Annotated in this window: 26 protein-coding genes and 1 pseudogene; 13 read left to right on the forward strand and 14 right to left on the reverse strand. The window is 56.0% G+C overall.

The genetic code is table 11. From position 1 onward, the window contains the following. Positions 1–107 precede the first annotated feature (107 nt). A complete protein-coding gene (metC, locus tag ACERY3_RS16640) occupies positions 108–1,295 on the reverse strand; it encodes a cystathionine beta-lyase (protein WP_039262935.1) in 1,188 nt (395 codons plus the stop codon). A 251-nt stretch (positions 1,296–1,546) separates the two neighbouring features. Between metC and exbB the strand changes: the two genes are divergently transcribed. Next, positions 1,547–2,278 carry a tol-pal system-associated acyl-CoA thioesterase gene (exbB, locus tag ACERY3_RS16645; protein ID WP_023309174.1) on the forward strand — a complete coding sequence of 244 codons (732 nt, stop codon included), beginning with the start codon at positions 1,547–1,549 and terminating at the stop codon, positions 2,276–2,278. A 4-nt stretch (positions 2,279–2,282) separates the two neighbouring features. Continuing rightward, entirely contained in the window at positions 2,283–2,708 is a 426-nt protein-coding gene (gene exbD, locus ACERY3_RS16650) for a TonB system transport protein ExbD (protein ID WP_023309173.1), read from the forward strand. 42 nt (positions 2,709–2,750) lie between these two features. Here exbD and ACERY3_RS16655 read toward each other — a convergent pair whose 3' ends face one another. Both ACERY3_RS16655 and ACERY3_RS16660 read right to left on the reverse strand, forming a co-directional pair. Further along, a complete protein-coding gene (locus ACERY3_RS16655) occupies positions 2,751–3,200 on the reverse strand; it encodes a cytoplasmic protein (protein ID WP_168980352.1) in 450 nt (149 codons plus the stop codon). Between the two features lies 1 nt (position 3,201). After that, positions 3,202–3,607 (reverse strand): annotated as a pseudogene (locus ACERY3_RS16660) (hypothetical protein). 103 nt (positions 3,608–3,710) lie between these two features. Between ACERY3_RS16660 and ACERY3_RS16665 the strand changes: the two are divergent. From ACERY3_RS16665 to ACERY3_RS16680, 4 genes are all read left to right on the forward strand, one after another. Then, on the forward strand, positions 3,711–4,214 hold the full coding sequence (locus ACERY3_RS16665; RefSeq protein WP_023309170.1) for an ESA_00282 family adhesion-associated protein: 504 nt from the start codon (positions 3,711–3,713) through the stop codon (positions 4,212–4,214). 81 nt (positions 4,215–4,295) lie between these two features. Beyond that, complete coding sequence (locus ACERY3_RS16670) at positions 4,296–4,784, forward strand: TIGR00645 family protein (protein WP_023309169.1); 489 nt, start codon at positions 4,296–4,298, stop codon at positions 4,782–4,784. Between the two features lie 345 nt (positions 4,785–5,129). Further along, entirely contained in the window at positions 5,130–6,677 is a 1,548-nt protein-coding gene (locus ACERY3_RS16675) for a methyl-accepting chemotaxis protein (protein ID WP_048979106.1), read from the forward strand. A 126-nt stretch (positions 6,678–6,803) separates the two neighbouring features. Beyond that, the gene (locus tag ACERY3_RS16680) at positions 6,804–7,058 is read left to right on the forward strand and encodes a hypothetical protein (protein WP_029740719.1); all 255 of its coding nucleotides are present in this window, start codon (positions 6,804–6,806) and stop codon (positions 7,056–7,058) included. 121 nt (positions 7,059–7,179) lie between these two features. On the opposite strand, the gene ACERY3_RS16685 is transcribed toward ACERY3_RS16680, so the two are convergent. The 4 genes from ACERY3_RS16685 to yghU all read right to left on the reverse strand — a co-directional run bounded on the left by ACERY3_RS16685 (position 7,180) and on the right by yghU (position 9,396). Continuing rightward, positions 7,180–7,506: a DNA-binding protein gene (locus tag ACERY3_RS16685; protein WP_032640599.1), complete on the reverse strand. Its 327-nt coding sequence runs from the start codon at positions 7,504–7,506 to the stop codon at positions 7,180–7,182. A gap of 12 nt (positions 7,507–7,518) precedes the next feature. Then, positions 7,519–7,851 carry a type II toxin-antitoxin system RelE/ParE family toxin gene (locus ACERY3_RS16690; protein ID WP_033146641.1) on the reverse strand — a complete coding sequence of 111 codons (333 nt, stop codon included), beginning with the start codon at positions 7,849–7,851 and terminating at the stop codon, positions 7,519–7,521. 193 nt (positions 7,852–8,044) lie between these two features. Then, positions 8,045–8,377 carry a hypothetical protein gene (locus ACERY3_RS16695; RefSeq protein ID WP_029740720.1) on the reverse strand — a complete coding sequence of 111 codons (333 nt, stop codon included), beginning with the start codon at positions 8,375–8,377 and terminating at the stop codon, positions 8,045–8,047. Positions 8,378–8,529: 152 nt separating this feature from the next. Further along, a complete protein-coding gene (gene yghU, locus ACERY3_RS16700; protein ID WP_023309162.1) occupies positions 8,530–9,396 on the reverse strand; it encodes a glutathione-dependent disulfide-bond oxidoreductase in 867 nt (288 codons plus the stop codon). A 245-nt stretch (positions 9,397–9,641) separates the two neighbouring features. On the opposite strand from yghU, the gene ACERY3_RS16705 reads away from it, so the two are divergent. From ACERY3_RS16705 to gss, 6 genes are all read left to right on the forward strand, one after another. Then, positions 9,642–11,231: an ABC transporter substrate-binding protein gene (locus ACERY3_RS16705; protein WP_373226040.1), complete on the forward strand. Its 1,590-nt coding sequence runs from the start codon at positions 9,642–9,644 to the stop codon at positions 11,229–11,231. Between the two features lie 45 nt (positions 11,232–11,276). Then, on the forward strand, positions 11,277–12,230 hold the full coding sequence (locus tag ACERY3_RS16710; RefSeq protein WP_010435561.1) for an ABC transporter permease: 954 nt from the start codon (positions 11,277–11,279) through the stop codon (positions 12,228–12,230). A gap of 5 nt (positions 12,231–12,235) precedes the next feature. After that, a complete protein-coding gene (locus tag ACERY3_RS16715; protein ID WP_047646341.1) occupies positions 12,236–13,081 on the forward strand; it encodes an ABC transporter permease in 846 nt (281 codons plus the stop codon). Next, positions 13,074–14,051 carry an ABC transporter ATP-binding protein gene (locus ACERY3_RS16720; RefSeq protein ID WP_319876958.1) on the forward strand — a complete coding sequence of 326 codons (978 nt, stop codon included), beginning with the start codon at positions 13,074–13,076 and terminating at the stop codon, positions 14,049–14,051. Before ACERY3_RS16715 ends, ACERY3_RS16720 begins: the two co-directional genes overlap by 8 nt. Then, positions 14,048–15,025, forward strand: coding sequence for an ABC transporter ATP-binding protein (locus tag ACERY3_RS16725; RefSeq protein ID WP_319876959.1), 978 nt, complete (start codon positions 14,048–14,050; stop codon positions 15,023–15,025). The genes ACERY3_RS16720 and ACERY3_RS16725 overlap by 4 nt, the downstream gene beginning before the upstream one ends. 111 nt (positions 15,026–15,136) lie before the next feature. Then, positions 15,137–17,002: a bifunctional glutathionylspermidine amidase/synthase gene (gene gss / locus ACERY3_RS16730; protein ID WP_319876960.1), complete on the forward strand. Its 1,866-nt coding sequence runs from the start codon at positions 15,137–15,139 to the stop codon at positions 17,000–17,002. A 177-nt stretch (positions 17,003–17,179) separates the two neighbouring features. Here gss and pgaD read toward each other — a convergent pair whose 3' ends face one another. Genes pgaD through pgaA form a run of 4 tightly spaced genes read right to left on the reverse strand, consistent with a single transcriptional unit; the run spans position 17,180 to position 23,319 of the window. Then, positions 17,180–17,614, reverse strand: coding sequence for a poly-beta-1,6-N-acetyl-D-glucosamine biosynthesis protein PgaD (gene pgaD / locus ACERY3_RS16735; protein ID WP_373226041.1), 435 nt, complete (start codon positions 17,612–17,614; stop codon positions 17,180–17,182). After that, positions 17,614–18,942 carry a poly-beta-1,6-N-acetyl-D-glucosamine synthase gene (gene pgaC, locus ACERY3_RS16740; RefSeq protein ID WP_214580084.1) on the reverse strand — a complete coding sequence of 443 codons (1,329 nt, stop codon included), beginning with the start codon at positions 18,940–18,942 and terminating at the stop codon, positions 17,614–17,616. The genes pgaD and pgaC overlap by 1 nt, the downstream gene beginning before the upstream one ends. After that, entirely contained in the window at positions 18,935–20,872 is a 1,938-nt protein-coding gene (pgaB, locus tag ACERY3_RS16745) for a poly-beta-1,6-N-acetyl-D-glucosamine N-deacetylase PgaB (RefSeq protein ID WP_373226043.1), read from the reverse strand. Before pgaB ends, pgaC begins: the two co-directional genes overlap by 8 nt. 8 nt (positions 20,873–20,880) lie before the next feature. Beyond that, entirely contained in the window at positions 20,881–23,319 is a 2,439-nt protein-coding gene (gene pgaA, locus ACERY3_RS16750; RefSeq protein ID WP_373226045.1) for a poly-beta-1,6 N-acetyl-D-glucosamine export porin PgaA, read from the reverse strand. A 672-nt stretch (positions 23,320–23,991) separates the two neighbouring features. Here pgaA and ACERY3_RS16755 point away from each other — a divergent pair. Further along, a complete protein-coding gene (locus ACERY3_RS16755; RefSeq protein WP_048977305.1) occupies positions 23,992–24,573 on the forward strand; it encodes a helix-turn-helix domain-containing protein in 582 nt (193 codons plus the stop codon). A 371-nt stretch (positions 24,574–24,944) separates the two neighbouring features. Here the strand turns inward: ACERY3_RS16755 and ACERY3_RS16760 are convergent, their stop codons facing one another. From ACERY3_RS16760 to ACERY3_RS16770, 3 genes are all read right to left on the reverse strand, one after another. Continuing rightward, positions 24,945–25,364: a DUF4942 domain-containing protein gene (locus tag ACERY3_RS16760; RefSeq protein ID WP_373226047.1), complete on the reverse strand. Its 420-nt coding sequence runs from the start codon at positions 25,362–25,364 to the stop codon at positions 24,945–24,947. Positions 25,365–25,486: 122 nt separating this feature from the next. Continuing rightward, on the reverse strand, positions 25,487–25,978 hold the full coding sequence (locus ACERY3_RS16765) for a DUF5983 family protein (RefSeq protein ID WP_373226049.1): 492 nt from the start codon (positions 25,976–25,978) through the stop codon (positions 25,487–25,489). Next, complete coding sequence (locus tag ACERY3_RS16770; protein ID WP_262771648.1) at positions 25,975–26,355, reverse strand: toxin; 381 nt, start codon at positions 26,353–26,355, stop codon at positions 25,975–25,977. Before ACERY3_RS16770 ends, ACERY3_RS16765 begins: the two co-directional genes overlap by 4 nt. Positions 26,356–26,359: the final 4 nt, after the last annotated feature.

Below are 26,359 nucleotides of genomic sequence, written 5' to 3' on the forward strand. Positions count from 1 at the left end.
TACTCCCTTATTCGCCCGTCGGGTTTGATCCCGGGCGCAACTCATGCAGACTTTTCTGCTTGCGGTGTCCACAAAAGCGTCCAGGGAGTACATTTTCAGCCAGCACTCTACACGATACGCTCGAACCCTGCTGCTAAATCGGCAATCAGATCGTCAACGTTTTCTAAACCGATATGCAGTCGAATCAGGGTGCCGCTGAAGTCCACTTCACCGCCGGGACGCAGAGCCGCAACCTGTTCCGGCTGGTTAGGCAGGATCAGGGATTCAAAACCGCCCCAGGAGTAGGCCATGCTGAAGAGGGTAAAATTATCCAGATAGCTCGCCAGCTCGTCGTTATTTAGCCGCTTTTTCAGCACGAACGAGAACAGACCGCTGCTGCCCGTAAAGTCACGCTGCCAGAATTCGTGGCCTTTACTGCCCGGTAACGCGGGATGATTCACGCGCTCAACCAGCGGATGCTGCGCCAGCCATTCGGCCACCTTCAGGCTGCTTTCATGGTGCTGACGCAGGCGAACGCCCAGCGTGCGGAGTCCGCGGCTGGTCATGTAGGCCGTATCTGCATCCACCATCTGGCCCATCAGGTAGGCATTTTCACGCAGCTGATCCCAGCAGCGCGCGTTGGAAACCGCGGTGCCAATCATGCCGTCAGAGTGGCCTATCAGGTATTTCGTCGCCGCCTGAATCGAGATATCAATGTCGAATTCCAGGGCTTTAAACAGCACGCCCGCCGCCCAGGTGTTATCGATCATAACGATCGCCTCTGGGGCTTTGCTGCGCACGGCCTTCACGATAGCCGGCACGTCGTGAACTTCCATGGTGAGCGATCCCGGAGATTCCAGGAACACAATGCGCGTGTTTGGCTGAATAAGTTCGGCAATGCCTTCGCCAATCAGCGGGTCGAACCAGCCGGTCGTTACGCCGAGCTTGCTGAGGATTTTGGTGCAGAAGTCCTGGCTGGGCTCGTAGGCGGTGTTGGTCATCAGGATATGGTCGCCCTGTTCCACAAACGCCAGAATGGTGTTGGCGACCGCCGCCGCCCCGCACGGGAACAGCGCGCAGCCTGCGCCGCCTTCCAGCTCGCACATCGCTTCCTGAAGAGAGAAATGGGTTAGCGTGCCGCGACGGCCATAAAACAGCCCGCCTTTCGCGCGATTGCGCGTGGCAATTTTTTTCTCCTCAACGGTATCAAACACCAGCGAGGAGGCTCGTTGAATCACGCTGTTGACCGATCCCTGCGTATATTTTTTGCTGCGTCCTGCCTGTACCAGCGTGGTATCAAGATGCTTCTTTGTCATGTTCGCTAACCCTGTTTTTATACGTCTGGACGTCCAGACTACCACGATTGGAAAAAACTGCACCCCGGGGCTTATCGAATAAGCAGAAAATATTAGCAAAAATTTGCATAAGAAATTTTTACTGCGTAAGCGCAAGGAAAGTGAGCGAAAATTACGGCACCATGCAAATACTAATGAGAACTACTATCAATTCGACGACGTTTTGATATTATTACGCTCAGATTTTGTGATTTGCGTCCTGGAGATACAGAGTGGGTAATAATTTGATGCAGACGGATCTCTCCGTTTGGGGCATGTATCAGCATGCTGACATCGTGGTTAAGATTGTGATGATCGGCCTGATTCTGGCGTCCGTTGTCACCTGGGCTATTTTCTTCAGCAAAAGCGCCGAGCTGCTTTCGCAGAAGCGTCGCCTTAAGCGGGAACAGCAGCAGCTGGCCGAAGCCCGCTCTCTGGATCAGGCTGCAGACATGACCTCATCCTTCCACGCGAAGAGCCTGACCACCCTGTTAGTGAACGAAGCGCAGAACGAGCTGGAACTCTCCGCTGGCAGTGAAGATAACGAAGGCATCAAAGAACGTACCGGTTTCCGTCTGGAACGCCGCGTTGCGGCCGTTGGCCGACACATGGGGCGCGGCAATGGTTATCTGGCGACCATCGGCGCGATCTCTCCGTTCATCGGTCTTTTCGGTACGGTCTGGGGCATCATGAACAGCTTTATCGGTATCGCGCAGACCCAAACCACCAACCTGGCGGTCGTTGCGCCGGGTATCGCAGAAGCGCTGCTGGCGACGGCAATCGGTCTGGTTGCCGCTATTCCGGCGGTGGTCATCTACAACATCTTCGCGCGTATGATTGGCAGCTACAAAGCCACGCTGGGTGACGTTGCCGCGCAGGTTCTGCTGCTGCAAAGTCGCGATCTCGACCTGAACGCCAGCTCGGTTAAGCCGGTGCACGCGGCGTCTAAACTGCGCGCAGGTTAAGAGTATGGCGATGCGTCTAAACGAAAATCTGGACGATAACGGCGAAATGCATGAAATCAACGTGACGCCGTTTATCGACGTCATGCTGGTTCTGCTGATTATCTTCATGGTGGCCGCGCCGCTGGCGACGGTGGATGTGAAGGTGAATCTGCCCGCCTCTTCCAGCCAGCCCCAGCCGCGCCCGGAGAAGCCTATCTACCTGTCGGTGAAAGCGGATAAATCCATGTTCCTCGGGAACGACCCGGTGACGGCCGACTCTGTCATCCCGGCGCTGGAGCAGCTTACGGGCGGTAAGAAAGACACCACGGTCTTCTTCCGCGCGGATAAAACCGTTGATTATGAAACCATGATGAAGGTAATGGACACGCTGCATCAGGCGGGTTACCTGAAGATTGGACTGGTCGGCGAAGAGAAAGCGGCCTCGAAGTGATAAAGAAGCTGGCGAAAGCCGGCTTTTTTTATGCCTGTCGGTTTATGCGTTTTTGCTATCCGTCGGTGCGGTAGAAGGGATTGCCAGCGCGTCCTCATCAAGCGCCACGCAGGTGACGTTTGAGGTACGGTACTCACCGTCTGACAGCTTGCGCGTCAGACGCAGGGTGGCGATTTCTCTGGCAAGCAGATACTGATAATTGGCCTCAAGACGTCCCAGAAGCTTCTCTTTCAGCTCGGGACGCTGCTCTATAATGGCGTTCATCACGGCACCGTAAATCTCTTCTTTGACCTGTAGCGGATAAATTTCACGGCGATTCTGCCATTTCAGACGAACCAGCGTCGCCGGGATCGATACCAGGTCTTGCGTAATACGCGTCATCTCGTCATTTTTTGTGTTTCTTAGCGCGTCGAGATTTTGCTTTAAGATAAATTCATCACTTTTTTTATCATCTAAAGTCAAATAAACGTCGTTGTTTTTAACTTCTTTCACGTTAATCTTCCCCCAGGCTATAAAAGATTGGGTTGTTTTTTTTCGCGCGTAATTAAATTAAGCCAAATTTCATTGCCCGCTTCATTAATTTCTTCGGTTTTCTCGGCCATTATTTGACTTAGTTTCTGGGCATCTATTTCACCCTCTGCCTGCAGGTCATTCAGCAGGTGGACAAAGGCTTCAATTTTTATGGCGCGAAATAAGCGGTCTTTTATATGGCGATCGTGCTCTTCCAGCAACATATTTCGGGATTTGCCAGTTCGGGAAACACCAATTAATATATCGGGCTCGAAATCAGAGAGCTTTCTTTTCCCCTGAGTGAAACTGGCCTCTTTTTCTGCTTCCGTCGGTTGCTGTTCCACAGGCGTAATGTGGTACTTAGCCGGGACGAGATAGTCGGGCAGCATTTTTAATTTCCTTTATTTTCAACAGGGTGGGGTTGGTAAAGGCGTGAGATTCGTTGACAATATCATGAGGCAAATTTAAAATCAAAAAAAATGGAGCCTACCCATGAACAGCATCTTTTTTACGGTCATCACATTACTATTACTGACCGCTGGTGTGCTTTTATTGATGCAGGAGTTCAATAAAACGAAAGTGTCGAAAGACACCAGTGAACCCCCGCAACCTGAACTGATGACAAAAGAGGAAGGGGAAGACCATTTCTCTGTATTGATGAACTCCGTTACGCCTGTCTGGTACTGGCGGGTGAACCACGAATATATCGACTTTTTACACGCGACAATTAAGCGTATGAAAATGTCGGAAATTAATGACACGCCTGGACTGTTTGAGGCGCAGCGTCGCTGTAGCGATCTGAATTCAGCAGTCTATAAATATTATGACAATATTAAAAAGCGCTGCCTTAACGGCGAGAAGGTCTCTTATTCCGATCTGGACGTATTAAATTTGCGTCAGTGTTTTCGCGAGTTCAGCCTGGAAGCCTATCCTGAACTGGTGGCGCTTGTCTGGCCGGAGTACGCACGTCCCGAGGTTAACCCGGACAACGTCTGAGTGACGTACCGTTGAGTTATTGCAAACAGTCAGCGCCGTTGAGATATACTGGGCGCTGGTTTCTTTTGCAAACAGGACTCTATGGAACGCTTTTTTGAAAATGCCATGTACGCCTCCCGCTGGATACTGGCCCCCGTCTATTTTGGCCTCTCGCTGGCACTTATCGCGCTGACGATTAAGTTCTTTCAGGAAATCTGGCATGTTCTGCCGAACATTTTTTCTATTGCCGAAGCGGATTTGATACTGGTTCTGCTGTCGCTGGTGGACATGACCCTGGTGGGCGGGCTGCTGGTGATGGTGATGTTCTCCGGCTACGAGAATTTTGTCTCCCAGCTCGATATCGACGAGCGCAAAGAGAAGCTCAGCTGGCTGGGCAAAATGGATGCTTCGTCGCTGAAGAATAAAGTGGCCGCGTCGATTGTGGCGATCTCCTCTATCCACCTGTTGCGCGTGTTTATGGACGCGAAGAACGTGCCGGATAACAAACTGATGTGGTACGTCATCATCCACCTGACGTTTGTGCTGTCTGCGTTTGTGATGGGGTATCTGGATAAGATCAGTAAGAAATAAAGTACACCTTACCCCTCACCCTAACCCTCTCCCCAAAGGGGCGAGGGGACCGCTCGGTGCGGCCTTTCTCCCTCTCCCTGTGGGAGAGGGCCGGGGTGAGGGCATCAGACCGCACTATTTATCCGACGACGCCTGCCACAGATTCAAAGCGCTTTCCCATTCTGCACTTATCACATCACAAATTGCATCACTAAGCGCGGGCCTAATGATTAACGCCAGCTGTGTGACCAGTGAAGCCACGCTAATTAAAAATGATCACAAAACGTTATAATTTCCCTCTTTCCTGCCGATAACGAGAGTAGTACTCGCCTCTGGGCGAACTCACCCTCACGGCAAGGAAGACTTATGAATATGCTCCGTAATTTCACGATCCGTTTCGTCATGCTGACGATTCTCGGGATCTTTTGTTTAATGTGGGCGGGCGTTGGGTTGTACAGCACCTGGTCCCTTTCTCGCGTATCGGATGGCAATGAAGTCGATCGCCAGCTGGTTAAACAGATGACGGTACTCAGCCAGGGTAACGATCAATATTTCCGCTTTGTGACCCGTCTGAGCCGCGCGATGGAAGTCAAAGCCGCAGGCGGCACGCCGGATCTGTCCTCTGCCCAACAGGCGCTGGATAATATGGGCAAGAAACTGGCCGAGATGAAAGCGATCTCCCCAGGCCCGATGGACGAGCAGGTCTCTTCCCGGGTGATCGGCTCCTGGCAGGCGCTGCTTGAACAGGGCGTAACGCCGCAAATGCAGCAGGCGAAGCAGGGGGCTCTGGAGGGGTATCGCCAGCAGGCCAACAACGTCACGCCACCGCTGAGCCGCGCGTTCGGTGCGGCCGCCGAGGCGTTCAACAATGCCGCCGCGAAGTCGCTCGACAGCACCCGCGTGGTGGTGGACGGCCTGACAAGCATGACCCGCACGGTGATTATCGTCGCCACGATTATCGGCCTGCTGATCCTGCTCTTCACCGACCGCTACCTGGTGGCGATGCTGGTCAAACCGCTGGCTCGCATTCGCCAGCAGTTCCGCCAGATTGCCCAGGGCGATCTCAGCCAGCCCATTGAGCCGTTCGGCCGCAACTGCGTGGGGCAGCTGGTGCCGCTGCTGAGCGCGATGCAGGACAGCCTGCGCGAAGCGGTCAGTACGATTCGCTCCGGCAGTGAAAATATCTGGCGCGGCGCGACGGAAATCTCCAGCGGTAACAACGATCTCTCTTCCCGTACCGAAGAGCAGGCGGCTGCGCTGGAAGAGACGGCAGCCAGCATGGAACAGCTGACCGCCACGGTGAAACTGAACGCGGAAAGCGCGCGTCAGGCCAGCCAGCTGGCCGATGTCGCCTCAACTACCGCCAGCCGCGGCGGCTCGCTGGTAGAAGAGGTGGTGACCACCATGAGCGGTATTTCGGAAAGCTCGAAGAAAATTGCTGAAATCACCAACGTGATCAACAGCATTGCCTTCCAGACCAATATTCTGGCACTCAATGCGGCGGTTGAAGCGGCGCGTGCCGGCGAACAGGGGCGTGGTTTCGCCGTGGTGGCAGGTGAAGTTCGTAACCTGGCAAGCCGCAGCGCCAACGCGGCCAAAGAGATTGAGGGGCTGATTACCGATTCCGTTTCCCGCGTAGAGCAGGGGGCGCAGCTGGTGAGCGACACCGGCACCACCATGGATGCGATTTTGCGCGACGTGACGGAAGTGACGACCATCATGAAGCAAATCGCTTCCGCCTCTGAGGAGCAAAGCAAGGGCATTTCGCAGGTCGGGATTGCCATTACCCAGATGGACGGCGTTACCCAGCAAAACGCCTCGCTGGTTGAAGAGGTTTCTGCCGCGGCGGCGGCGCTGGAGCGCCAGACCGAAGATCTTCAGCGCTCGGTGCAGAAGTTCCGCCTGACGGCATAACGCAACCTATAAGGCCGCCTTGTGCGGCCTTATATTATTAACGCCTTCCCCATTCAGTCCCTTCTGAAACTGCTATTCTTTTGCTAACCCCCTGACGTTCTGGGCTCTCTTCTTCGAGGTGTTGCTATGAACAGATCGTTATCTGTCATTCCTGTCCTTTCTTTCATTCTTCTGATGCTGTTCTCGGTTTCTGCCAGTGCGACCCAGCAGGCGCAGGAGCGGCGCGTGGCGCGTGATGTCAGGCAGGAAACCCGCGACGCGTCGCGGCAGGTGAAGCAGACCTGCGTGGCGAACAATAACCAGAGCAATCACGACTGCCGTCAGGACAAGCGTCAGATGAAACAGTCCGGAAGACAAAAAGCGCGGGACATTAAGTATTAATGCAACAGATGAGGCGGCATGCAGGCATGTCTCTTACCGCCTTTTCCAATGGCGTTTCAGCATGACGATCGTCATTGATGCTTCGCCCGGCCAGAACTTAGGGCGTATTTTGACGTGCGTCTCACGCTGGTGCGTTTAACCCTGCAGCTGCAATTCGGGAAATCGGATATCCCGTTGCGGATGCCACTTCCGCAATACGCTTAAATGAAGGGTTACCGTTTGGTGAAAGTGATTTATAGAGTGATTCGCGAGAAATGCCTGCACGTTTAGCAATGACGGTCATCCCGCCAGAAGCTTCAATCACATGTCGTAAAGCCAGCATGAACGCCTCATAGCCTCCGGGCTCGTCAATTTCAATAAAAGCCTGATGAAGATATACGGGCGCGAAATCCGGAGAATCTTTCAGGAGCTGTACCATTGCGTCATCATGAAGTACTGATTTAGCCATTCCGATTTCCTCTTATATCCTGCGCTTGTAGTCGTTGAGATACTCAACGGCCCTGTCAATATCTGCATTTTGCTTTTTTTTCGTTCCAGTCAATAGCACCAGACTCACTGCGCCATCTGCCGGATCGAAGACTTCGCTGAAATAGACGCGGTAACCCGGCCCCTGGTCAATCCTGAGTTCTGAAACGCTCTCTCTGCATGGCTTGCAATCACCATAGTTACCCGTAGACATTCTGGCGACACGTGTAGCAATCATGGCTTTAGCTATGGGATCTTTCACACTTCTCAGATATGCATCAAAAGGGTCGTACCCGTCTGCTGTGATGTAGTGTTTGACCTTAGCCATTATTGTAGCCTGTAGTTTACGATAAGCAAATGCATTGTAATCTTCAGGCTACGACAGGCAACTGTTCACAGGGTTGTGGCAGTGGGGAAGATGTGATTTCTGAAAGCGGATCGCAAAAATGTGAGATCTTGTGCGGAGGGATTACTGCATAACAACGAGGCCGGGCTCGCAGAGCGCTGCCCGGCTGTATTTATCAGTGCGTCGCTTCACCAATCAGCGCGCCCGTGCCCGCACCAACGGCTGCACCTTTCAGCACGCTCTTGCCGGTAACCGCTGCGGCACCTGCGCCCACGGCAGCACCTACCGCGCCGCCCTTACGCGCGGCTTTACCTTTGCCGCCGTTTTTGAACATGGCACCTGTACCTGCGCCCACGACGGCGCCGCCAACGGTCGATTTCAGATCTTTGCCCGTGGCCGCACCAATGGCCGCGCCTGCTACCGCGCCAGCGGCGGTTTTGTCGATAGCCATTCCCGAGGTGGAAAAAATGAGGGCGCTGATAACCAGCGTTGTTTTAATAAGTTTCATAACAGATCCTTTGTGACTGCTGTCGGTTGAGACGTCGTTTCTCACGCGAGAAAAACGTCCAGATAGTGCCAGCAATACCGGCTCAACCTTTAAGCTAATCATGCCCTGGGCTGGGATCTCAGTTGCCGGGCGGGGACCCGCCCGGCTGAACATTACGCCTGACGCTTATCTTCCGTATTGGTATCGAAGTCGCTCGCCGCGTGGCGTTCGTGGAGCTGCTCGTTCAGCTCGCCGCTGGTGCGGTTAACGATACGGCCGCGCTTAACGGCATGGCGATTCGCCACGTCTTTCGCCCAGCGCTGCACGTTTGTGTACTTCTCTGCATCGAGGAACTCGGCGGCGTTATAGACGCTGCCCAGCGCCACGCAGCCGAACCACGGCCAGATGGCGATATCCGCGATGGTGTACTCTTCACCCGCCACGTAGCGACCGCGCGCCAGCTGTTTATCCAGCACGTCGAACAGGCGCTTGGCTTCCATGGTGAAGCGGTCAATCGCGTATTCAATTTTTACCGGCGCGTAGTTGTAGAAGTGGCCAAAGCCGCCGCCGAGGAACGGCGCTGCGCCCTGCAGCCAGAACAGCCAGTTCAGGGTCTCGGTGCGTCCAGCCGGATCTTTCGGCAGGAAGTGACCGAATTTCTCTGCCAGATAGAGCAGGATATTGCCGGATTCAAAGACGCGCGTTGGCGGGTTCGTGGAGTGGTCACGCAGCGCCGGTATTTTCGAGTTCGGGTTCACCTCAACAAACCCGCTGGAGAACTGATCGCCTTCGCCGATGCGGATCAACCATGCGTCGTACTCCGCGCCCGTCACGCCCAGCGCCAGCAGCTCTTCGAGCATGATCGTCACTTTCTGGCCGTTCGGGGTCCCGAGAGAGTAAAGCTGCAGCGGGTGGGAGCCCACGGGCAGATCTTTCTCATGGGTCGCGCCGGAAATCGGGCGGTTGATGTTGGCGAACGCGCCGCCGCCGTTCTTTTTCCATTCCCACACTTTTGGTGGCTGATACGTGTTGTCTGACATGTTGGCCTGCCTTTTGAGTGATGTGTTGAGGCAGTGTAGCAGGAGATTTGTGAAGCGTTTAACGAACTGAGCGTAATCGATCTGCCGCTATTCCTTCCGGCGCTTATATATATCAAATCCGGCATAAGCTTAATCGAAAATCGCATTTTCATAATTAATGCGTAAACCGATAAAGCTGAATATGATGCTTCAACATAAATAAAAGATGCAGTAATAAACACTTTATAAGGCAAGGAGTTAGTGAGATGCGCAAGCTTCTGTTATCGGCAGTGGTCGTTTCGCTCGCGTTAGGCCTGGCGGGCTGTGATGATGCGAAAAATAAAGAGACAAACAGTGCGGCTGCGGCAAAAAACGACGCGCCAAAAGAGGGCGGTTCGCTAATTATTGGAATTACCTCCGGCGACCCGTTAGCCGTTAATCCGCTCTATGCCAGTGACCGTACGACGTTAACGATCATGCAGGCGCTCTATGCCCCACTGTACAGCTTTAATAACGGCAACATTGAGTGGGGCCTGGCGGAAAGCCTGACGCCTTCCGCCGACAACCTGAGCTATACCCTGACGTTAAAACCCAACCTCAAATGGCAGGACGGCCAGCCGCTGACGGCGGACGACGTGGTCTTTACGTTCAATAAGCTGCTGGATGCCAAACAGCACAGCTTCTTCCGCAGCATGTTCACCTACGGCGACAAGCCGGTACAGGTGAGCAAGGTGGATGAGCGCACCGTCAAATTCACCCTACCGCAGGTCAGCGCGGCCTTTACCGGCACCCTGGTACAAATCTACCCGATTCCGCAGCACGTGTTCGCCGGTGAAGGCGACCTGGAAAAGAGCAGCAAAAACGATGCGCCGGTCGGCTCCGGGCCGTTCAAATTCAAAGAGTACCGCGCCGGGCAATATTACGCCCTGACCCGTTTTGACGATTACTGGAACGGCAAAGCGAAGCTTGATTCGGTCACCTACCGTTTCGCCAAAGACAGCAACGCCGCCAACCTTGCGCTGCAAAACGGCGAAATCAACCTCAAGATGGTTGACCCGCAGGATGTGAACCGTCTGAAAAATACCGGTAAGTTTGACTTCGTGGTCTATCCGGAAGGCCGTCTGGCCTATATGACGTTCAACCAGAACGTGCCGGTGATGAAGAGCAAAGCGCTGCGCCAGGCCATCGCGTATGCCATCAACAAAGACGAGCTCACCCAGACCGCGTTTACCTCGCTGGACTACGCTAAACCGGCGACCTCGTTCCTGACGCCAGATACGCTTTACAAGACGGATGACGTCGAACAGTACAAGTTCGATCTGCAAAAAGCCAAAGAGCTGCTGAAGACGTCCGGCGCGCCCGACAACCTCAAGCTGCGCCTGGCGTATGTGAACACCAACAAAACCCAGGAGAGCATGGCGCTCTACATTCAGCAGGCGCTGAAGGGCATTGGGGTGAACGTGGAGCTGATGCCGCTGGACTCCAACGCCATGTCTCAGCGCAGCCTTGATATGAACAATACCGCCTGGGAGCTGAACCTGGGCGGCTACATCATGGGCTCCGAGCCGGACGGTTACAAATCGCTGTTCATGAGCAACGAAGCCTATAACTACGCGCACTACAAAAATCCACAGTTTGATGCCCTGTGGGATAAAGGCTCAGTGGAAACCGACGCCGCAAAACGGGCCGATATCTATAAGCAAATTCAGCAGACCGTGGCGAACGACATGACGTACTACCCGATTGCCTACACCAATGCGACCGTCGCGGTGGACAAGCGCTTCGGCGGCACCCAGGAGGCGGAGCCGAAACCGGTCTATCTGTTCCAGGATCTGTCAAAAATCTATCAGAAATAAGTGATTGCCCCGGCCGTCAGGTCGGGGCCTTGGTAAGGGCACGTCGTGAACACACTCCTCACGCGTCGGCTGCTGCAATTGCTGCCGATGCTTTTCTTCATTTCGCTGGTGGCGTTTTTGCTGGTCAAGCTCGCGCCCGGCGACCCCGTGGCGGCGTACATCACGCCGCGTATGGCCCCGGAAGACATCGAGCGTATTCGCCAGAGCCTGGGGCTGGATAAGCCGCTGGTCACGCAGTACGTTCTGTGGCTGAAAAACGTCCTGCAGGGCGATCTCGGCTATTCGCTGATTTACCACCGCCCGGTGCTGGAGATGATTGGCGAACGTATTCCGGCCACGCTGGGGCTGATGGGCGCGTCGCTGCTGATGGCGATCGTGCTGGCGATCCCGCTGGGCCTGCTGGCCGGGGCATTTAAGCACCGCTGGCTGGATCATCTGCTCAATTTATTCGCCTATATCGGCATTTCTGTTCCGATATTCTGGTTCGGCATCTTGCTTATCACCGTTTTTGCCGTGCAGCTTAACTGGTTCCCCAGCATGGGGATGCGCACCATCGGCATGGAGGATAACGGGCTGGATCTGCTGCGTCACGGCGTGCTGCCGTGTATTGCCCTCACGTTCTACAACCTCTCCAGCTACGTGCGCTACATCCGCTCCAACACCATCTCGCAGCTCTCGGCCGACTACGTGCAAACCCAGCTTGCCTACGGCGCGACGCGTTCCAGTATTCTGTTTCGGCACGTTCTGAAAAACGTGCTGCTGCCGGTGATCACCCTGTTCGGCCTGTCGTTCGGCGAGCTGATTGTGGGGGCCTATGTGACGGAAAGCGTCTTCTCCTGGCCGGGGATGGGGCTGCTCGGGATCCAGTCGATCGCCTCGCTGGATTACCCCCTGATTATGGCGATCATCATGCTCTCGTCGATGATGCTGATCGTCGGTAACCTGATCGCCGACGTGCTTTATCGCTTCGCCGATCCCCGCATTCGTACGCTGAGGTAACCCGGATGAGCAGACGCTGGCAGCAGGTTCGTCACCAGCTGCGCCGCAACCGTCCGGCGCAGTTCTCTCTGTTTGTGCTTTTTATTTTCGTTGTCGCCGCGCTCTGTGCGGGGTTAAGCCCGTACGATCCGGATCGGATGTCGCTCGGCGCGCGCACGTTGCCGCCGGATGCCGCGCACTGGTTCGGCACCGACGAATACGGCCGCGACTACTTCACCCGCGCGCTGTATGGCGGCCAGATCTCCCTGATGGTCGGTTTTCTGGCGATGCTCTTTTCCACGCTTATCGGCACGGTGGTGGGAACGGTGAGCGGCTATTTTGGCGGCTGGCTGGATAACCTGATGATGCGCGCCGTGGATATCCTGATGGCCATTCCGGCCTTCTTCCTGCTGCTGGTGGTGAATGCTTACCTCAAGCCGGGCGTGGATAACATCATTCTGATTATCAGCCTGCTGACGTGGATGAACATGTCGCGTCTGGTGCGTGCTGAAACCCTGTCGGTGAAAGAGCGCGAGTACGTGCTTTATGCCCGCGCGTCGGGGGAGCATCCGCTGCGCATTATCGCGCGCCACATCATTCCCGGCGTGCTGCCGACCATTATCGTGGCGGCCACGCTCAATATAGCCTCGGCCATTCTGATGGAGTCAACGCTCAGCTTCTTAGGGCTCGGCGTGCAGGCGCCCGCGGCGTCGTGGGGAAGCATGCTTAACAACGCCCAGTCTTATATTGGCGAAGCGTCGTGGCTGGCGATGTTCCCCGGCATTCTGATCCTGCTGACGGTGTTCAGCTTTAACGTGCTGGGCGATGTGTTCCGTACCGCCTTTGAGCCGGGAGCAAATCGCGATGAGTAACTTATTAGCGCTTGAGAACCTGCAAACCACGTTCCGCACCCGGGAGGGTGAGGTTCACGCGGTGCGCGGCGTGAGCTTTCAGGTTCAGCCGGGGGAGCTCGTCGGCATCGTCGGCGAGTCGGGCTGCGGGAAAAGCGTCACCTGTAAGTCGATTATCCAGCTTCTGGGGAGCAACGGACGGATAACCGGCGGCAGCATTCGCTTCCAGAATGAGGATCTGGCGCAGAAAACGCCCGCACAGATGCGCGCCATTCGCGGCAACGAGATCGCGATGATTTTTCAGGATCCGATGACCGCCCTGAACCCGGTGCTGACCATCGGCAAGCAGATGGCTGAGATCCTGATGCGCAATAAAGGACTCAGCAAAAAAGCGGCCAAAGCGGCGGCCATCGCCATGCTGGAACAGGTAGGCATTGCCGGGGCGGAACGGCGATACGACCAGTATCCCCACGAGTTCAGCGGCGGGATGCGCCAGCGGGTGATGATCGCCATTGCGCTCTCCTGCAACCCTAAGCTGCTGATCGCCGATGAACCGACCACCGCGCTGGACGTGACCATTCAGGCGCAGATCCTGCGCCTGCTAAAAAGTCTGCAACAGCAGACCCGGACCGCGATTTTGCTGATCACTCACGATCTCGGCGTCGTGGCGCAGGTCTGCAGCCGCGTGGTGGTGATGTACGGCGGGCTGGTGATGGAGGAGGGGAGCGTGGAGGACATTTTTTATCGCCCTGCGCATCCTTATACCCAGGGGCTGCTGGCCTCGCTGCCCCGCCCGGATGAGGTGACTCAGCGTTTATCACCCATTGAAGGTTCGCCGCCTGGCCTGCTTAATCCGCCGCCGGGCTGTCCGTTCGCGGAACGCTGCCCGAAGCGCATGCCCCAGTGTGAACGACAGCCTGCATTTTACACTGCCGGAGAGGGCCATCGCGCCGCCTGCTGGCTATGGGCCGACAAGGAGATTCAGGCATGAGTGAACAACAGGCGCCATTAGTGAGCGTGCGCGATCTGCGCAAACACTATCCGCTCAACGGGGGTTTGCTGCGTAAAGGCGTGGCCGTGAAGGCGGTTGACGGCGTGAGCTTTGATATCCAGCCCGGCGAGACGTTTGGCCTGGTGGGGGAGTCCGGCTGCGGAAAATCCACCCTCGGGCGCGCCATCCTGCGCCTTTTCGATATCACCTCGGGCGAGATCCACTTCGCCGGGCAGGCGATTGCCCACGCCCGTGAAAAAGATCTCAAGCCGCTGCGTAAGCGGATGCAGGCGATTTTTCAGGATCCTTACTCCTCGCTCAACCCCGGTATGACGGTGCGACAGCTGGTGGCCGAGCCGATGCAGATCCACGGCTACAGCCGCGAAGAACAGCGGGAACGTACGGAAACGCTACTCTACAAAGTGGGGCTGAAGCACGAGCACCTTGAACGGTTCCCGCATGAGTTCAGCGGCGGCCAGCGCCAGCGCATCAGTATTGCCCGCGCGTTGTCCGTGCATCCTGAATTCGTGCTGTGCGATGAGCCGCTCTCGGCGCTGGACGTCTCGGTGCAGGCGCAGGTGGTGAATATTTTGCAGGATCTGCAGCAGGAGCTGGGGCTAACCTATCTGTTCATCGCCCACGATCTCTCCATGGTTCGCCATATCTCCAGCCGCATTGGGGTGATGTATCTCGGCAAACTGGTGGAGGTGGCCCCGGCGAATGAACTGTATCAACGTCCGGCGCACCCTTACACCCGCGCGCTGCTGGCGGCGGTTCCCCAGCCCGATCCGCGCATCCGCAATCTCGAAGACGCCACCCTGCGCGGCGACATTCCCGGCCCCACGTCCGCGCTGCCGGGCTGTAAGTTCTGCAGCCGCTGCCCGCACGCCATGCCGGTTTGCCAGACGCAGGAGCCTGCCATGCGGGAGATCGCGCCAGGGCATTTCGCGGCATGCTGGCTGTTTAACATGTAGTTAATGCGCCGCGCAGGTGTATGATAAATGTCCCTCTGTCAGGTTAATTACAACGTGCAGACGACGACAACCCTTAAAAAAATTGCCGCCTGCCTGTTTTAGGTTGGATACATGCGTAAAGGAAAGTTAAGCAGTGATGCGCCATTCGGGACATTGTTAGGCTATGCGCCCGGTGGCGTGGCGATTTACTCTTCAAATTACGGCAGTCTGGACCCGCGCAGCTACCCGCAAGATGCGGATTTTCGCAGCTATATCGGCAACGAATACATGGGCCACAAGTGGCAATGCGTTGAGTTTGCCCGCCGTTTCCTGTTTCTCAACTATGGCTTCGTGTTTACCGACGTCGGCATGGCGTGGGAAATCTTCTCCCTGCGCTTTTTGCGCCAGGTGGTGAACGATAACATTCTGCCTCTTCAGGCTTTTGCCAACGGCTCAAAACGCGCGCCGCGCGCCGGGGCGCTGCTGATCTGGCAAAAGGGCGGCGAGTTTCACGAGACCGGCCACGTGGCGGTGATCACCCAGCTTCTCGACGATAAGGTTCGAATTGCGGAGCAGAACGTGATTCACTCCCCGCTGCCGCTCGGGCAGCAGTGGACGCGCGAGCTGCGTCTGAGCGTGGAGAACGGGTGTTACACGATCCATGACACCTTCAACGACACGGAGATTCTCGGCTGGATGATCCAGACCGACGACGCGGAATACAGCATTCCCCAGCCGGAAATCGACGGCGAACTGCTGAAAATCAGCGGCGCGCGGCTGAAAAACAAGCGTCAGTTCGACGGAAAATGGCTTAACGAAAATGACGCGCTGCAGCAGGCGTATATCCGCGCCAACGGCCATGTGATCAACAAAGATCCCTGCCAGTACTTCACCATTACCGAAAGCGCCGAGCAGGAGCTGATCAAGGCCACCAACGAACTGCATCTGATGTACCTGCACGCGACGGACAAGGTGCTGAAAGACGACAGCCTGCTGGCGCTTTTCGACATCCCGAAAATCCTCTGGCCGCGCCTGCGCCTCTCCTGGCAGTGGCGTCGCCACCATATGATCACCGGTCGTATGGATTTCTGCATGGATGAGCGCGGCATTAAGGTTTACGAGTACAACGCCGACTCCGCCTCCTGCCATACCGAGGGCGGGCTGATTCTCGAAGAGTGGGTGAAAAACGGCTATCGCGGCAACGGGCATAACCCGGCGGAAGGGCTGCTGGAAGAGCTGACCGGGGCGTGGAAGCACAGCCACGCGCGGCCGTTCGTCCACATCATGCAGGACAACGATGTCGAAGAGGACTATCACGCGCTCTTTATTCAGCGTTCGCTGATGCAGGCCGGGTTCGAGACCAAAATTCTGCACGGGCTTGGCGCCCTGAGCTGGGATGCCGCCGGACAGCTGATTGACGACGAAGGTCGCCACGTCAACTGCGTGTGGAAAACCTGGGCGTGGGAAACGGCGATAGAGCAGATCCGCGAGGTCAGCGAAACCGAATACGCCGCCGTGCCGATCCGCACCGGACATCCCGAGGGCGAGGTGCGCCTGATTGACGTCCTGCTGCGCCCGGAGGTGCTGGTCTTCGAACCGCTGTGGACCGTGATTCCCGGCAACAAGGCGATTCTCCCGGTACTGTGGCAGCTGTTCCCGAATCACCGTTATCTGCTCGACACCGATTTTGAGGTTAACGATCTGCTGAAGCAGACCGGCTATGCCGTCAAGCCGATTGCCGGCCGCTGCGGCAGCAATATCGATCTCATCAGCGCCCAGGACGAACTGCTGGATAAATCCAGCGGCAAGTTTGTTGACCGCAAAAACATCTACCAGCAGCTGTGGTGCCTGCCGAAGGTCGACGGCAAGTACATACAGGTCTGCACCTTCACCGTGGGCGGGAACTACGGCGGAACCTGTCTGCGCGGCGATGACTCGCTGGTGGTGAAGAAAGAGAGCGATATCGAGCCGCTGATTGTGGTGAAGGACTCGCTATAAAAACCTCCCCGCAGGGTTGAGGGTTGCCTACAAAATAATGCCTGCACGGACGGCCCCCTCTCCCTTGAGGGAGAGGGCTGGGGTGAGGGGGAACATACGGCTCATGTCACGTTATATTCCTTGCTACAAAATACTGTGGATCCCTCAACCCGCAGCGTCTCCTGCGGGGGCTTTTCGCTACTGTTCTTCCTCTTCCTGCTGCTCGTTGATCTTCAGATCGATGATGCGGCCAATCTGATCGTGGTACACCGTCAGCAGGTTGTACTGGCTCATCTCGGAGATGATCTGCGGTGAGACGTTAAAGCTGCGGGCCAGCTCCTCCTGGTGAAAATAGCCCGGCTGGCGCCGCCTCACGTTGGCGCGATGGCGGTTGTACTGATACCACAAAATCAGCAGCCAGCCGTTGAGCGCGGCAAACAGCAGGTAGATCAACACCGTATTAAAGGACGCGATAATCACGCTCCAGCGGTGGTCGCTCTCATCGGTTAGCTGCATCCACAGACGGGCATACAGGAAAAACAGAAATCCTCCCCACGCCACCAGCGTTAGCGCGGCATCAAAAAGACGCGGCAAGAGCCGATGCTCGGTCAAAATTAAGGTATTTTCGTTCATTAAATGCTCCCTTTTCCCCGGTCCGGACTGATCCAGCGCGCGCGGGCGCGCTGGCGTTTAAGCATGACTTTTGGAAATGCGACTAGGGTGGTGAACAGGCCGATCATCCAGTACACCATCGGGAACCAGATCACCCAGAAAAGCGAGCTGGCCACTTTACGTTCATAGCGCCGCTCGATGTACAAGCTGACCAGGAACTGCAGCAGGCACATCACGCCCAGCAGCAGCCCGGTAAACTCCGGTGGAAAAAGGCTCTCCACGGTCAGCCTGGCGGGAACAGGCGCAACCTGGCTGAGGAGGAACAGCAGCACCGTCATCGCGTACGCGAAGGCCCACAGCGTTGACAGCGCGTACTCCATAAACAGGGGCCACATGCGGTGATGTTCCCAGCGCACAATCCTGCGAAGGTTGACCAGAAACACCTCCGCGCCCCCCTGAGCCCAGCGCAGACGCTGTTTCCACAGGCCCCTCAGCGTCTCCGGCATCAGGATCCAGCACAGCGCCCGCGGCTCAAAAAAGATATCCCAGTGGCGCAGCTGAAGCTTCCAGCTGATGTCGATGTCTTCGGTGATCATGTCCGGGCTCCAGTACCCGACGTCCGCCAGCGCCTGTCGGCGAAACGCGGCGATGACGCCGGAGACGGTAAAGACCCGGCCATAGATCCGCTGCGTCCGCTTGATGAGCCCAATAATGGATGAGAACTCGCCCACCTGAATGCGGCCAATCAGCGTGGAGCGCGTGCGAATGCGCGGATTCCCGGTGACAGCCCCGACGTGGGGGTACTGAATCAGCGGGGCCACCAGATAAGCGGCGGTATCGCGGTCGAGCAGGGCGTCGCCGTCAATGCAGACCAGCAGATCGCCCCGCGCCGCCGCTGCCCCGGCCTTAAGCGCCAGCGCTTTCCCCTGATTTTCCGCGAGGTTAATCACCCGCAGGCGCGGCTGTTCCTGCGCCAACTCCTGCAGCACTTGCGCGGTGTTGTCAGAAGATCCGTCGTTGATGGCGATAACTTCTATATTTTCATACCGCTGATCCAGCGCGGCGCTGATGGTCTCCCGGGCATTCCTTCCCTCGTTGAAGCAGGGGATAAGAATGGAGATGAGCGGCTCACCGGCGAGCGTCGGGGCGGGCGTGTCTTTATCCCACGACCAGTGGCGTTCAAGCTGAAACCAGAAATAGAGGCCGCCTGTTATCCAGAGTACCGACATGAACAGCGGCCAGAAGAACACGAAATCCAGAATCAGTTCGCCGGTAAAGAGGGCGGCCACGCCTAACGGCAACCCGAATACCAGACATAAAATAGAGAAGGCGATAATGCGATCAGTCATTGTCAGGGTACCAGTACGAAGAAAATTCAGGCCTGATGCGTGAGATATCAGGTTGATTGTTGAGGAAGTCGTCGGGGTAGTAACCGTAGTTTTTGACGCCGTTCAGCTGGAGCACGCGCATCCACTGCGCAAGCTGGCTGTCGGACACGGCGCGCTGCGGTTTCTGGTCCCAGTCCCTGGCCTGCAGCTCGAAAATGGTTTTATCAAGCGCGCCGGGGCGTGCGGCGACCGCGTTAACCAGACGCGTCAGCCAGGCATCGCTCTCGTCTGCCGGAACGGACTCCATCAGCGGCATGGCCATCGGCACCGTCCAGTCGTACTCCGCCAGAAAATCATCAAGATTCTGCGCGAACCACGCCTCGCTTTCGGGCTGCAGAATGGGTAGGGCGAACATATTGCGTGCGGTTTTTATCTGCGGGCCGCGAATATGCTTCACCGCCAGGCTCAGGGCGTGGGTAAACCCGATGAGCGTCTGGCTTTTCTGGCGCGTGGTGTTCTGACCGGCATCGTCCACGTCCGTCAGCGCCGCATCGTCATGGAACAAAACCCCGTTGAAGCTGGCATAGCGGGCCAGATCTTCATAGATGTCCGTCACCTGCTGGCGCACCTGCGGGTCCCACGGGGAAAGCCGGATGTAGGGCTCGGTGGCTTCTTGCAGCTGGCCGGTTTGACGATCCCGGCGCTGCACGCGCGGCAGGGAAGGATCGAGATCGAACGAGAGCACCGGCATCCACGCGAAGACTTTTACCCCGGCGCGGGTTTGCAGCTGCCAGGCGACAAAATTAAAGAGATCGGCCCGAACCGGCAGCCGACGGTTGGGGAAATAGAGCGCCTTGATCCTGCCGTCGCCCTGCGGGTCGGCAAACGCCTGCAGGAAAACATGGCTGATCTTCATGTCGTAGACCCGCTGGATCAGCCTGTTGATATTTTGGGTCTGCTGGGCCGGATCGGGATCGTAAACGTAGTCGAGATCGACGTGCATGACGCGCACGGGATCGCGCTCCTGAACCTGGCTGACCGTGCTGGCAAACGCCTTGAGCGAGGGATTCCCGGCGATCAGCAGGCGGGGGATGTTGCCCAGATCCTGCACGTTCCCCAGCCCGTCCTCAAGGGTGAAGGCCAGCCGGTAACCCTGCTGTCTGGCGATAGCGAGCGACGTACCGCTGGCGGCGCCGTAGGGCCAGACCCAGGCGCGCGGCGCCTTGCCCGTCACCTGCGTGATTTTTTCAGTCACTTTGCGAACGTCATCGCCGATCCGCTGGTTGAACTGCTGGTCGGTTTCATAGCGACCCGTGGCTTTGTCATAAAAGCGGTTGGCGATGGCCGGCTCGCGGCTGCCCTGCGGGTTGGCCGGAATGCCGTAATGCGAGGCCCAGGTATGCGATCCGATCTCAATCAGCGGGGAGTGGCTGAGCTCGCGCACCATGTCCCACGTTGCGAAGCGATCCCGGGGCGTCATCAGGCCGCCGAAATTAACTTTTTGATTCGCTGGCGTATCGACCCAACTGCCCACCGGCGCCCACAGAGCGGGGACGTTCCATGCCTGAAGCAGCGGCCAGACGCGGGTGTAAAAGCTGCTGTAGCCGTCGTCAAAGCTGAGCAGAACGGCTTTTGGCGGCAGCGTTTTTTTCCCGTCATGCGCGTCAAGAATGTCCTGCACGCTGATGGCGTGGTAGCCGTTGTGCAGCAGCCAGCTTATCTGCTCGTTTAACGCGCTGGTGCGAACGGAGAGGTAGCGCTGATCGGCGGCATCGTCTTCGACGTCGTGGTAGGCCAGGACCAGAAACTGGTTCTTCGGCCAGGGTTTACTCGCCTCCAGCTGCGGCCTCTCTTTGGGCGCAATGAACGAGATCGCATGCGCGCAGACGCTCGCGCTGAGGCAGAGCCAGCCGAGGAGTATCAGGCTCACGGAAAAACGTGTGTTCAGCATATTCATCCTTAAAAGCGTAAAGTCGCGTCAAACGTGACGGAGAGATTGCTCTCGCGTTTGCCGTCGTAAGGGCGTTTATCCCAGTTCAGCATCACGCCGGTATCAATGACGTTGTTCCACTGGACGCGCTGTCCGTAACCCAGCAGGGCGATGGCGCCAGCGGATTGATTTTTCTGCCAGTAGCTGCCGCCTCCCGCCACGAACTGCTGGCTCCAGAGGGTGTCGTAATGGCGGACCATTTCATGGTCAACGGCCAGGGCCGCCGTCACGGACAGATCCCGCGCCGGGTTGTAGTAGAGCGTGTCGAGCAGGCTGTTTTTACTGGCGGCGATCCCCGGCTCGAGATCCAGCGTCAGGGACGGGGTCTGCCAGAGACGCTCCTTGCCCGTGAGGGTGTATTCCTGGCGGCGGTTATGATCGGAGAAGCGGCTGAGGGCGGCGCTGAACTGGTACTCACGCCGCTCGTTTTGATACCAGCGCACCTCACCTTCACCCCGGTTGGCGCTAATGCCGTTGCGTAACGCCCGAAGGGGCGTAGTGCGCGACAGGCGTTCCAGGCTGCCGCTGACCTGCCAGCTATCGTTCACAAAGTACGTTGTTGCGAGGCGAGCGCCCGGCTTGTTTTCGCCGTGATAGCGGTTGCTGGAAAGCTCGGCTTCGAGCTGGAGGTCGCGTGGCCGCCACTCGACGCCGCCCAAAAGGTGACGGCTGGTGCCTTTGCCTTCATCGAAATTACTCTGCGCGTAGCGGGTGCCTGCAAACAGCCGCCAGCTGTCCGCTACGGGGGGGCCATAGAGCGTGGCGTCCCCGCTCAGGTCGTGCGTCCCGCTGACGGGGCTATCGGAGTGCAAGCCCTTGCTTGCGTTGAGGCGCAGCTCGGACATGTGGTGGACCGTTCTGAGCCTGTCGAGACGCCTGGCGCTGCGGTCGGCAGGCGCGCGGGCAAGCACGTCGTCGGCCAGTAAATCCATCTGTCGCCACTCCTGTAGATCCATTGCGACGTAAGCCTGCTGTTGCTCTAGCTCTGTATTGGACGGCTCCAGCGCCTCCGCCTTTTTCAGCGTTTGCTCGGCCGCGCGCGGCAGGCCCCGCGCCTGAAGCAGGGTGGCGTAGTCAATCTGTAATCCCTGATTGCCCGGCGCCGTTGTCGCCAGACGGTGCGCCAGCTTTTCGGCTTCCGGCAGCGCATTCGTTGCCAGCAAATAGTTAAAGCGGAGCGACTGTCCGGTAAGCCATCGATCGTTCGGCTGAGGGGTAGGGGAGCCGAAATCGTAGCGGGTCCACGGGACGTTGCGGGTCTGGCGCTCAGCATATCGGCGGGCGGATTGATAATCTCCCGTATCCAGCCAGGCGTAGAAAAGCGCGTGCTCCTCGTCCTGCGGATCGGAAGCATATTGCGGATAGCGTTGCAGAAGCGCGAAGGCGGCGGCCGCGTTTTTCTCCTGCAGATACGCGGAAATCACCCAGCCGATGGCCCAGCCCGGCACCGGATGCTGGGCTGCCGTAAGATCCTGATATTCGCTAATCACCCGTGGGTAATCAGCATGGGCGTATAGCGCGCCAAGCCTGTCGATACGCGCCAGGACGACGTCTTCCGCCGCCTGCGGATCTTTTTGCCAGCGGGAAAGCAGAGCGTCGTAACGATTCAGCGTGGATTGCGCAAGCTGCAGGCGCTCCTTTTCTGTTCTGCCGGGCACATCGGCGAGGCGAACCCGTTCGGCGGCGGCATTACGCTCAAGACGGCGACGCTCCGCGGGGGACAGCGTGACGCTTTGTGAAAGCTGCAGCGCGGGGGTGTTCACCCGGCTATCCGTTAGCGCGTCGATCAGCTCGCTGAGGAGCGCTTTATTCTCAGGCGCGATATTCAGCGCGCGCGTGTCTGCCAGAAGCCGATCCCAGCTTTTTCCCTGGCGTAACCAGACATACGAGAGCGTCTCAAGATGTGCCTGAGAAGGATTTTCCGCTACCAGCCGTTGGGCTTCCTGCAGGGCAAGCGTGTCCATGCGGGCATCGGCGAGAGTTTTTATGTAGCCGATACGATACTCGTCGTTATCCGGCGCAAGGCTACGCGCCTCTTTCCAGCGCGCCAGGGCTGGCTGCCAGGCTTTTTTATTCCGCCAGGATTGCGCGACGGCAGCAACGCCGCGGGCGGGCAGCGGCATATAAATACCGTAACGCTGCCAGACCTGAATAACCTCGTCATCATGACCTGCCCAGGACGCAACCTGTAACCAGTCCGCAACTTGATCAGGCGTCAGGGCATGCTGCTGCTGATAACGCTGAAGATAATCGAGAAACGGCGAGTAATTACCGTTACGCGCCTGTTGAATCTGTTGCTCATAAACGGATTCAGTCGCCTGAGCCAGAACAGGAAAGAGGAATAACAGAAACAATAATGTTGGGGCGCGATAAAAGAATAACGTATTGAAGCGAAGCGATCTTTCCATATCTATTTGCCATTTGTTTATCATGAATCCATTGCATAACACGGCCGCCTTTAAACTCAGGGTTAAAGGCCATAAATGAGAACATTAAATCTGAATGCAGTGATGTTACGGGGTACTTACCTGAAGGTAATTATGGATCCTTATGTCAGTGGACTGGGTGAAAGCTAATGTACACCTGATATGTTGCCGGATAAATATGTTGAAATGGGGGTGTGTTGTTTTGAGATAATTCTGTATCGAGTGGTTTTTGGCGGTTTTATTGAAATGATTGGTTATTTGTAACTGATTGATATATTGGTATTTTATTTATATTGTGACAGCTTTGTATATATTTTTAATGTGGTTTACCTGCCTCAATTAAAGTACTTTCTGGTGCATGTTTGGGAAGTTTCATGACAAAAACTCTTAATGTTTAGAGAAGTGACTTTTCTGCGATTGTTTTTTATTTATAATTAATGGCAGCCATTGAATGATAGTCTACAGGAAGTCTTGCTCATCAATGTCTGTATTGAGGGATGTCCAAAGCCAGAATACATTTATCGTTAATATAACAGCGCTATAAAACGAAGGCGGCCTTCTTTGCGAGGGATCGTGCTTGCTTTAATCTAAAAGGGATGGTTAGTGGCAACTTCAATTGTTTTAGTGACTCAGGATCGCTACCTTGTCAGGGGAATGCGGATATTTTTTCCGGATATTATCCTGCTCGACTCGATTGACAGAAACATATTTGATAACGGTGCAGATGAATATTCTGTATTGATTGATAGCCGTTCTCCGCTCCGTTTATATGATTACCTGATACGCCATCCGGCCAGAACGAAAAAAACAATCTGCTGCGTTATGCTCGATATGCGACACCGCGAGGAGAATCTGCTCAGTATGAAGTTATTTATGAACACGTCGCTGACCGCGCCGGATATGGCGTCGTTATTTAACCTGGTGCTCAATATGAAGGGCAGGCGCCTGACCACGAAGTGGCTGCTTAACTTACGGCTTAGCACGCACGAAGCGATCATGCTGCGGTTGCTGCGGGCAGGGATGTCGATGGAAGCCATCGCCGATGAGCTGAATACGTCGGTGAAAAGCCTCTATCGCAAACGCACGGCTCTCTCGGAACGCCTGGGGGCGGAGAACTTCAACGAGGCGTGTTTGTTTATCTTTAAAAACAAACTGCTGGACGCAGGTGGGAACGATCCCTGGGGTGGGGAAAAACCAAAAGCAAAAACCCGCCACGAGGGCGGGTTCTTTAAATAGTGGTGCCGGACTCGGAATCGATATGTTAATTTAATATAATGAATTTTATAGTTTATTTTTGGTGTGATTGTTTTTGTACCCTCAATTGTACCCTCGGTCCTGAAAGGTAGTAAAAGGGGCTCGAATTCAGGAACTGGATGCCAAAGCTGATGGGCAATAACTTATCAGAATTTCATTCATCTTCTCAAAGCGTTCTGGGCTCCTGTTCGTTATCTGCGCTGTACCTTCCTCAAGGTATTTGATTGAAACATCTCAGTCTGGTAACGATTGCTGTGCCTGTTCTCATGAAAGGGGTCTTCCAGGCTACGGGTAATATCAGCGCGGCAATCGGGAACTGGCTTTTCATCCTGTATCATTTTTTTATCATTTCGCTACATTTCAAAAGTACGGTGAATGTTCTCTTTGCTGACCGTGCAAACCTCTTCCGGCGCAAGTTTCCTGTACCACCGGGCACGGGAGTCCGCATCCATTAGCGCCCCCAGCCCTGACTGGTGCATGAGGTTTCTCCAGATGCTGCGATCCATGCTTTGAGTAATCATCTTCATCGCAAATTTCTCAGATGCCATCAGCCAGCAGCCGTGACGGTGACTGGTTCTCTCTCCCCAGTCATTGAATGTGCCGCCGCCAATGCTGGCTGTCAGTTCCGAAATCGCAGCCAGATGGCGGATAAGGTCTGCAATCTCTGCCAGTGCGGCGTTACGTCCTGTGGCGATACGCTCAATACTGCTGGCATAAGCCACGTCGATGTGGAGGGGTAACAATTCGGGTTCAGTGGGGGTAAGGTCTGACATGGTGGTTTTCCTTTATATTAAGCAAAACGCCAGCCGGTAAGGCTGGCGTTTATACGAGTGTGATGGAGGAGGTTCGGTTGTTAATTCCGGCATGTGAAAACATTGTGGCAATCGAGATGGGGCTACCAGTCAAAGGTCGCGAGGCCGGGCAGCACTTCGCCAAAGGCATCCAGATGAATAATGTCTGTGGAGTAATGACGGATAAGCGTCACCACTAACCGACGGCAGGCTTTCGACAGGCCGAGACGTTTGAGGCGTAATACCGGAAATGACCATGCACCCAGGTGGAGCAGATAGCCAGACCCGGTGTACAGGATCCATTCGCAGTCACCAAAATCTTCCTGCTGGTGCGAAAGGGTGTACAGCAGGGTGTTGTCGGCTTCGGTGATATGCGCAGTGCTGCACTGGATGCCGCTCAGGCGGGCGACGGGTGGGAGTGGATCTTCCACGACCAGCTTTCCGGGGGTATCAGCAATACGAAGCGAATAGCCGTTCTGGTTCACCACATCGATCAGGCTAGCCAGTTCAATACCGTCGATATCCACGGCGATCCGGCCCATGTTGAGGGCCAGTACGTTAATGGCATCGGCTTCCACGGCCAGGGATAATTTCATGAATGTTGCTCCTGAACTGTGTTACCTGCAATGAGATGACTGATCCTTTTATACCCGTTGCGTTGCATCAACCCCATTGCCCGTCTGGCCCGGAGAATATCAATCACTCCGATAAAAGGGGACTGATGATGAATGGAGAAGCCGGGGCGATCAATTCGCACCAGTTCTGATTTTTCCACGAGAAAATTGAGTGCATCTGCCAGTGAAATACCGGCATCAATTTGTTGTGTAATAACCTGCTCATCGGCAAATTGTGTGTCGTTAAGCGAAAGGCCGTAATGCTTTTCCAGCAGATACGTGAGAAGCTGCTGCCAGATTTCAACGGGTGACAGGCGTGGTGTAGCCTCCTGCGTAGAGGATCCCGATTGGGTTTGCATTGGT

Source organism: Enterobacter cloacae complex sp. ESBL7, from assembly GCF_041679625.1.
Taxonomy (GTDB): Bacteria; Pseudomonadota; Gammaproteobacteria; order Enterobacterales; family Enterobacteriaceae; genus Enterobacter; species Enterobacter asburiae_B.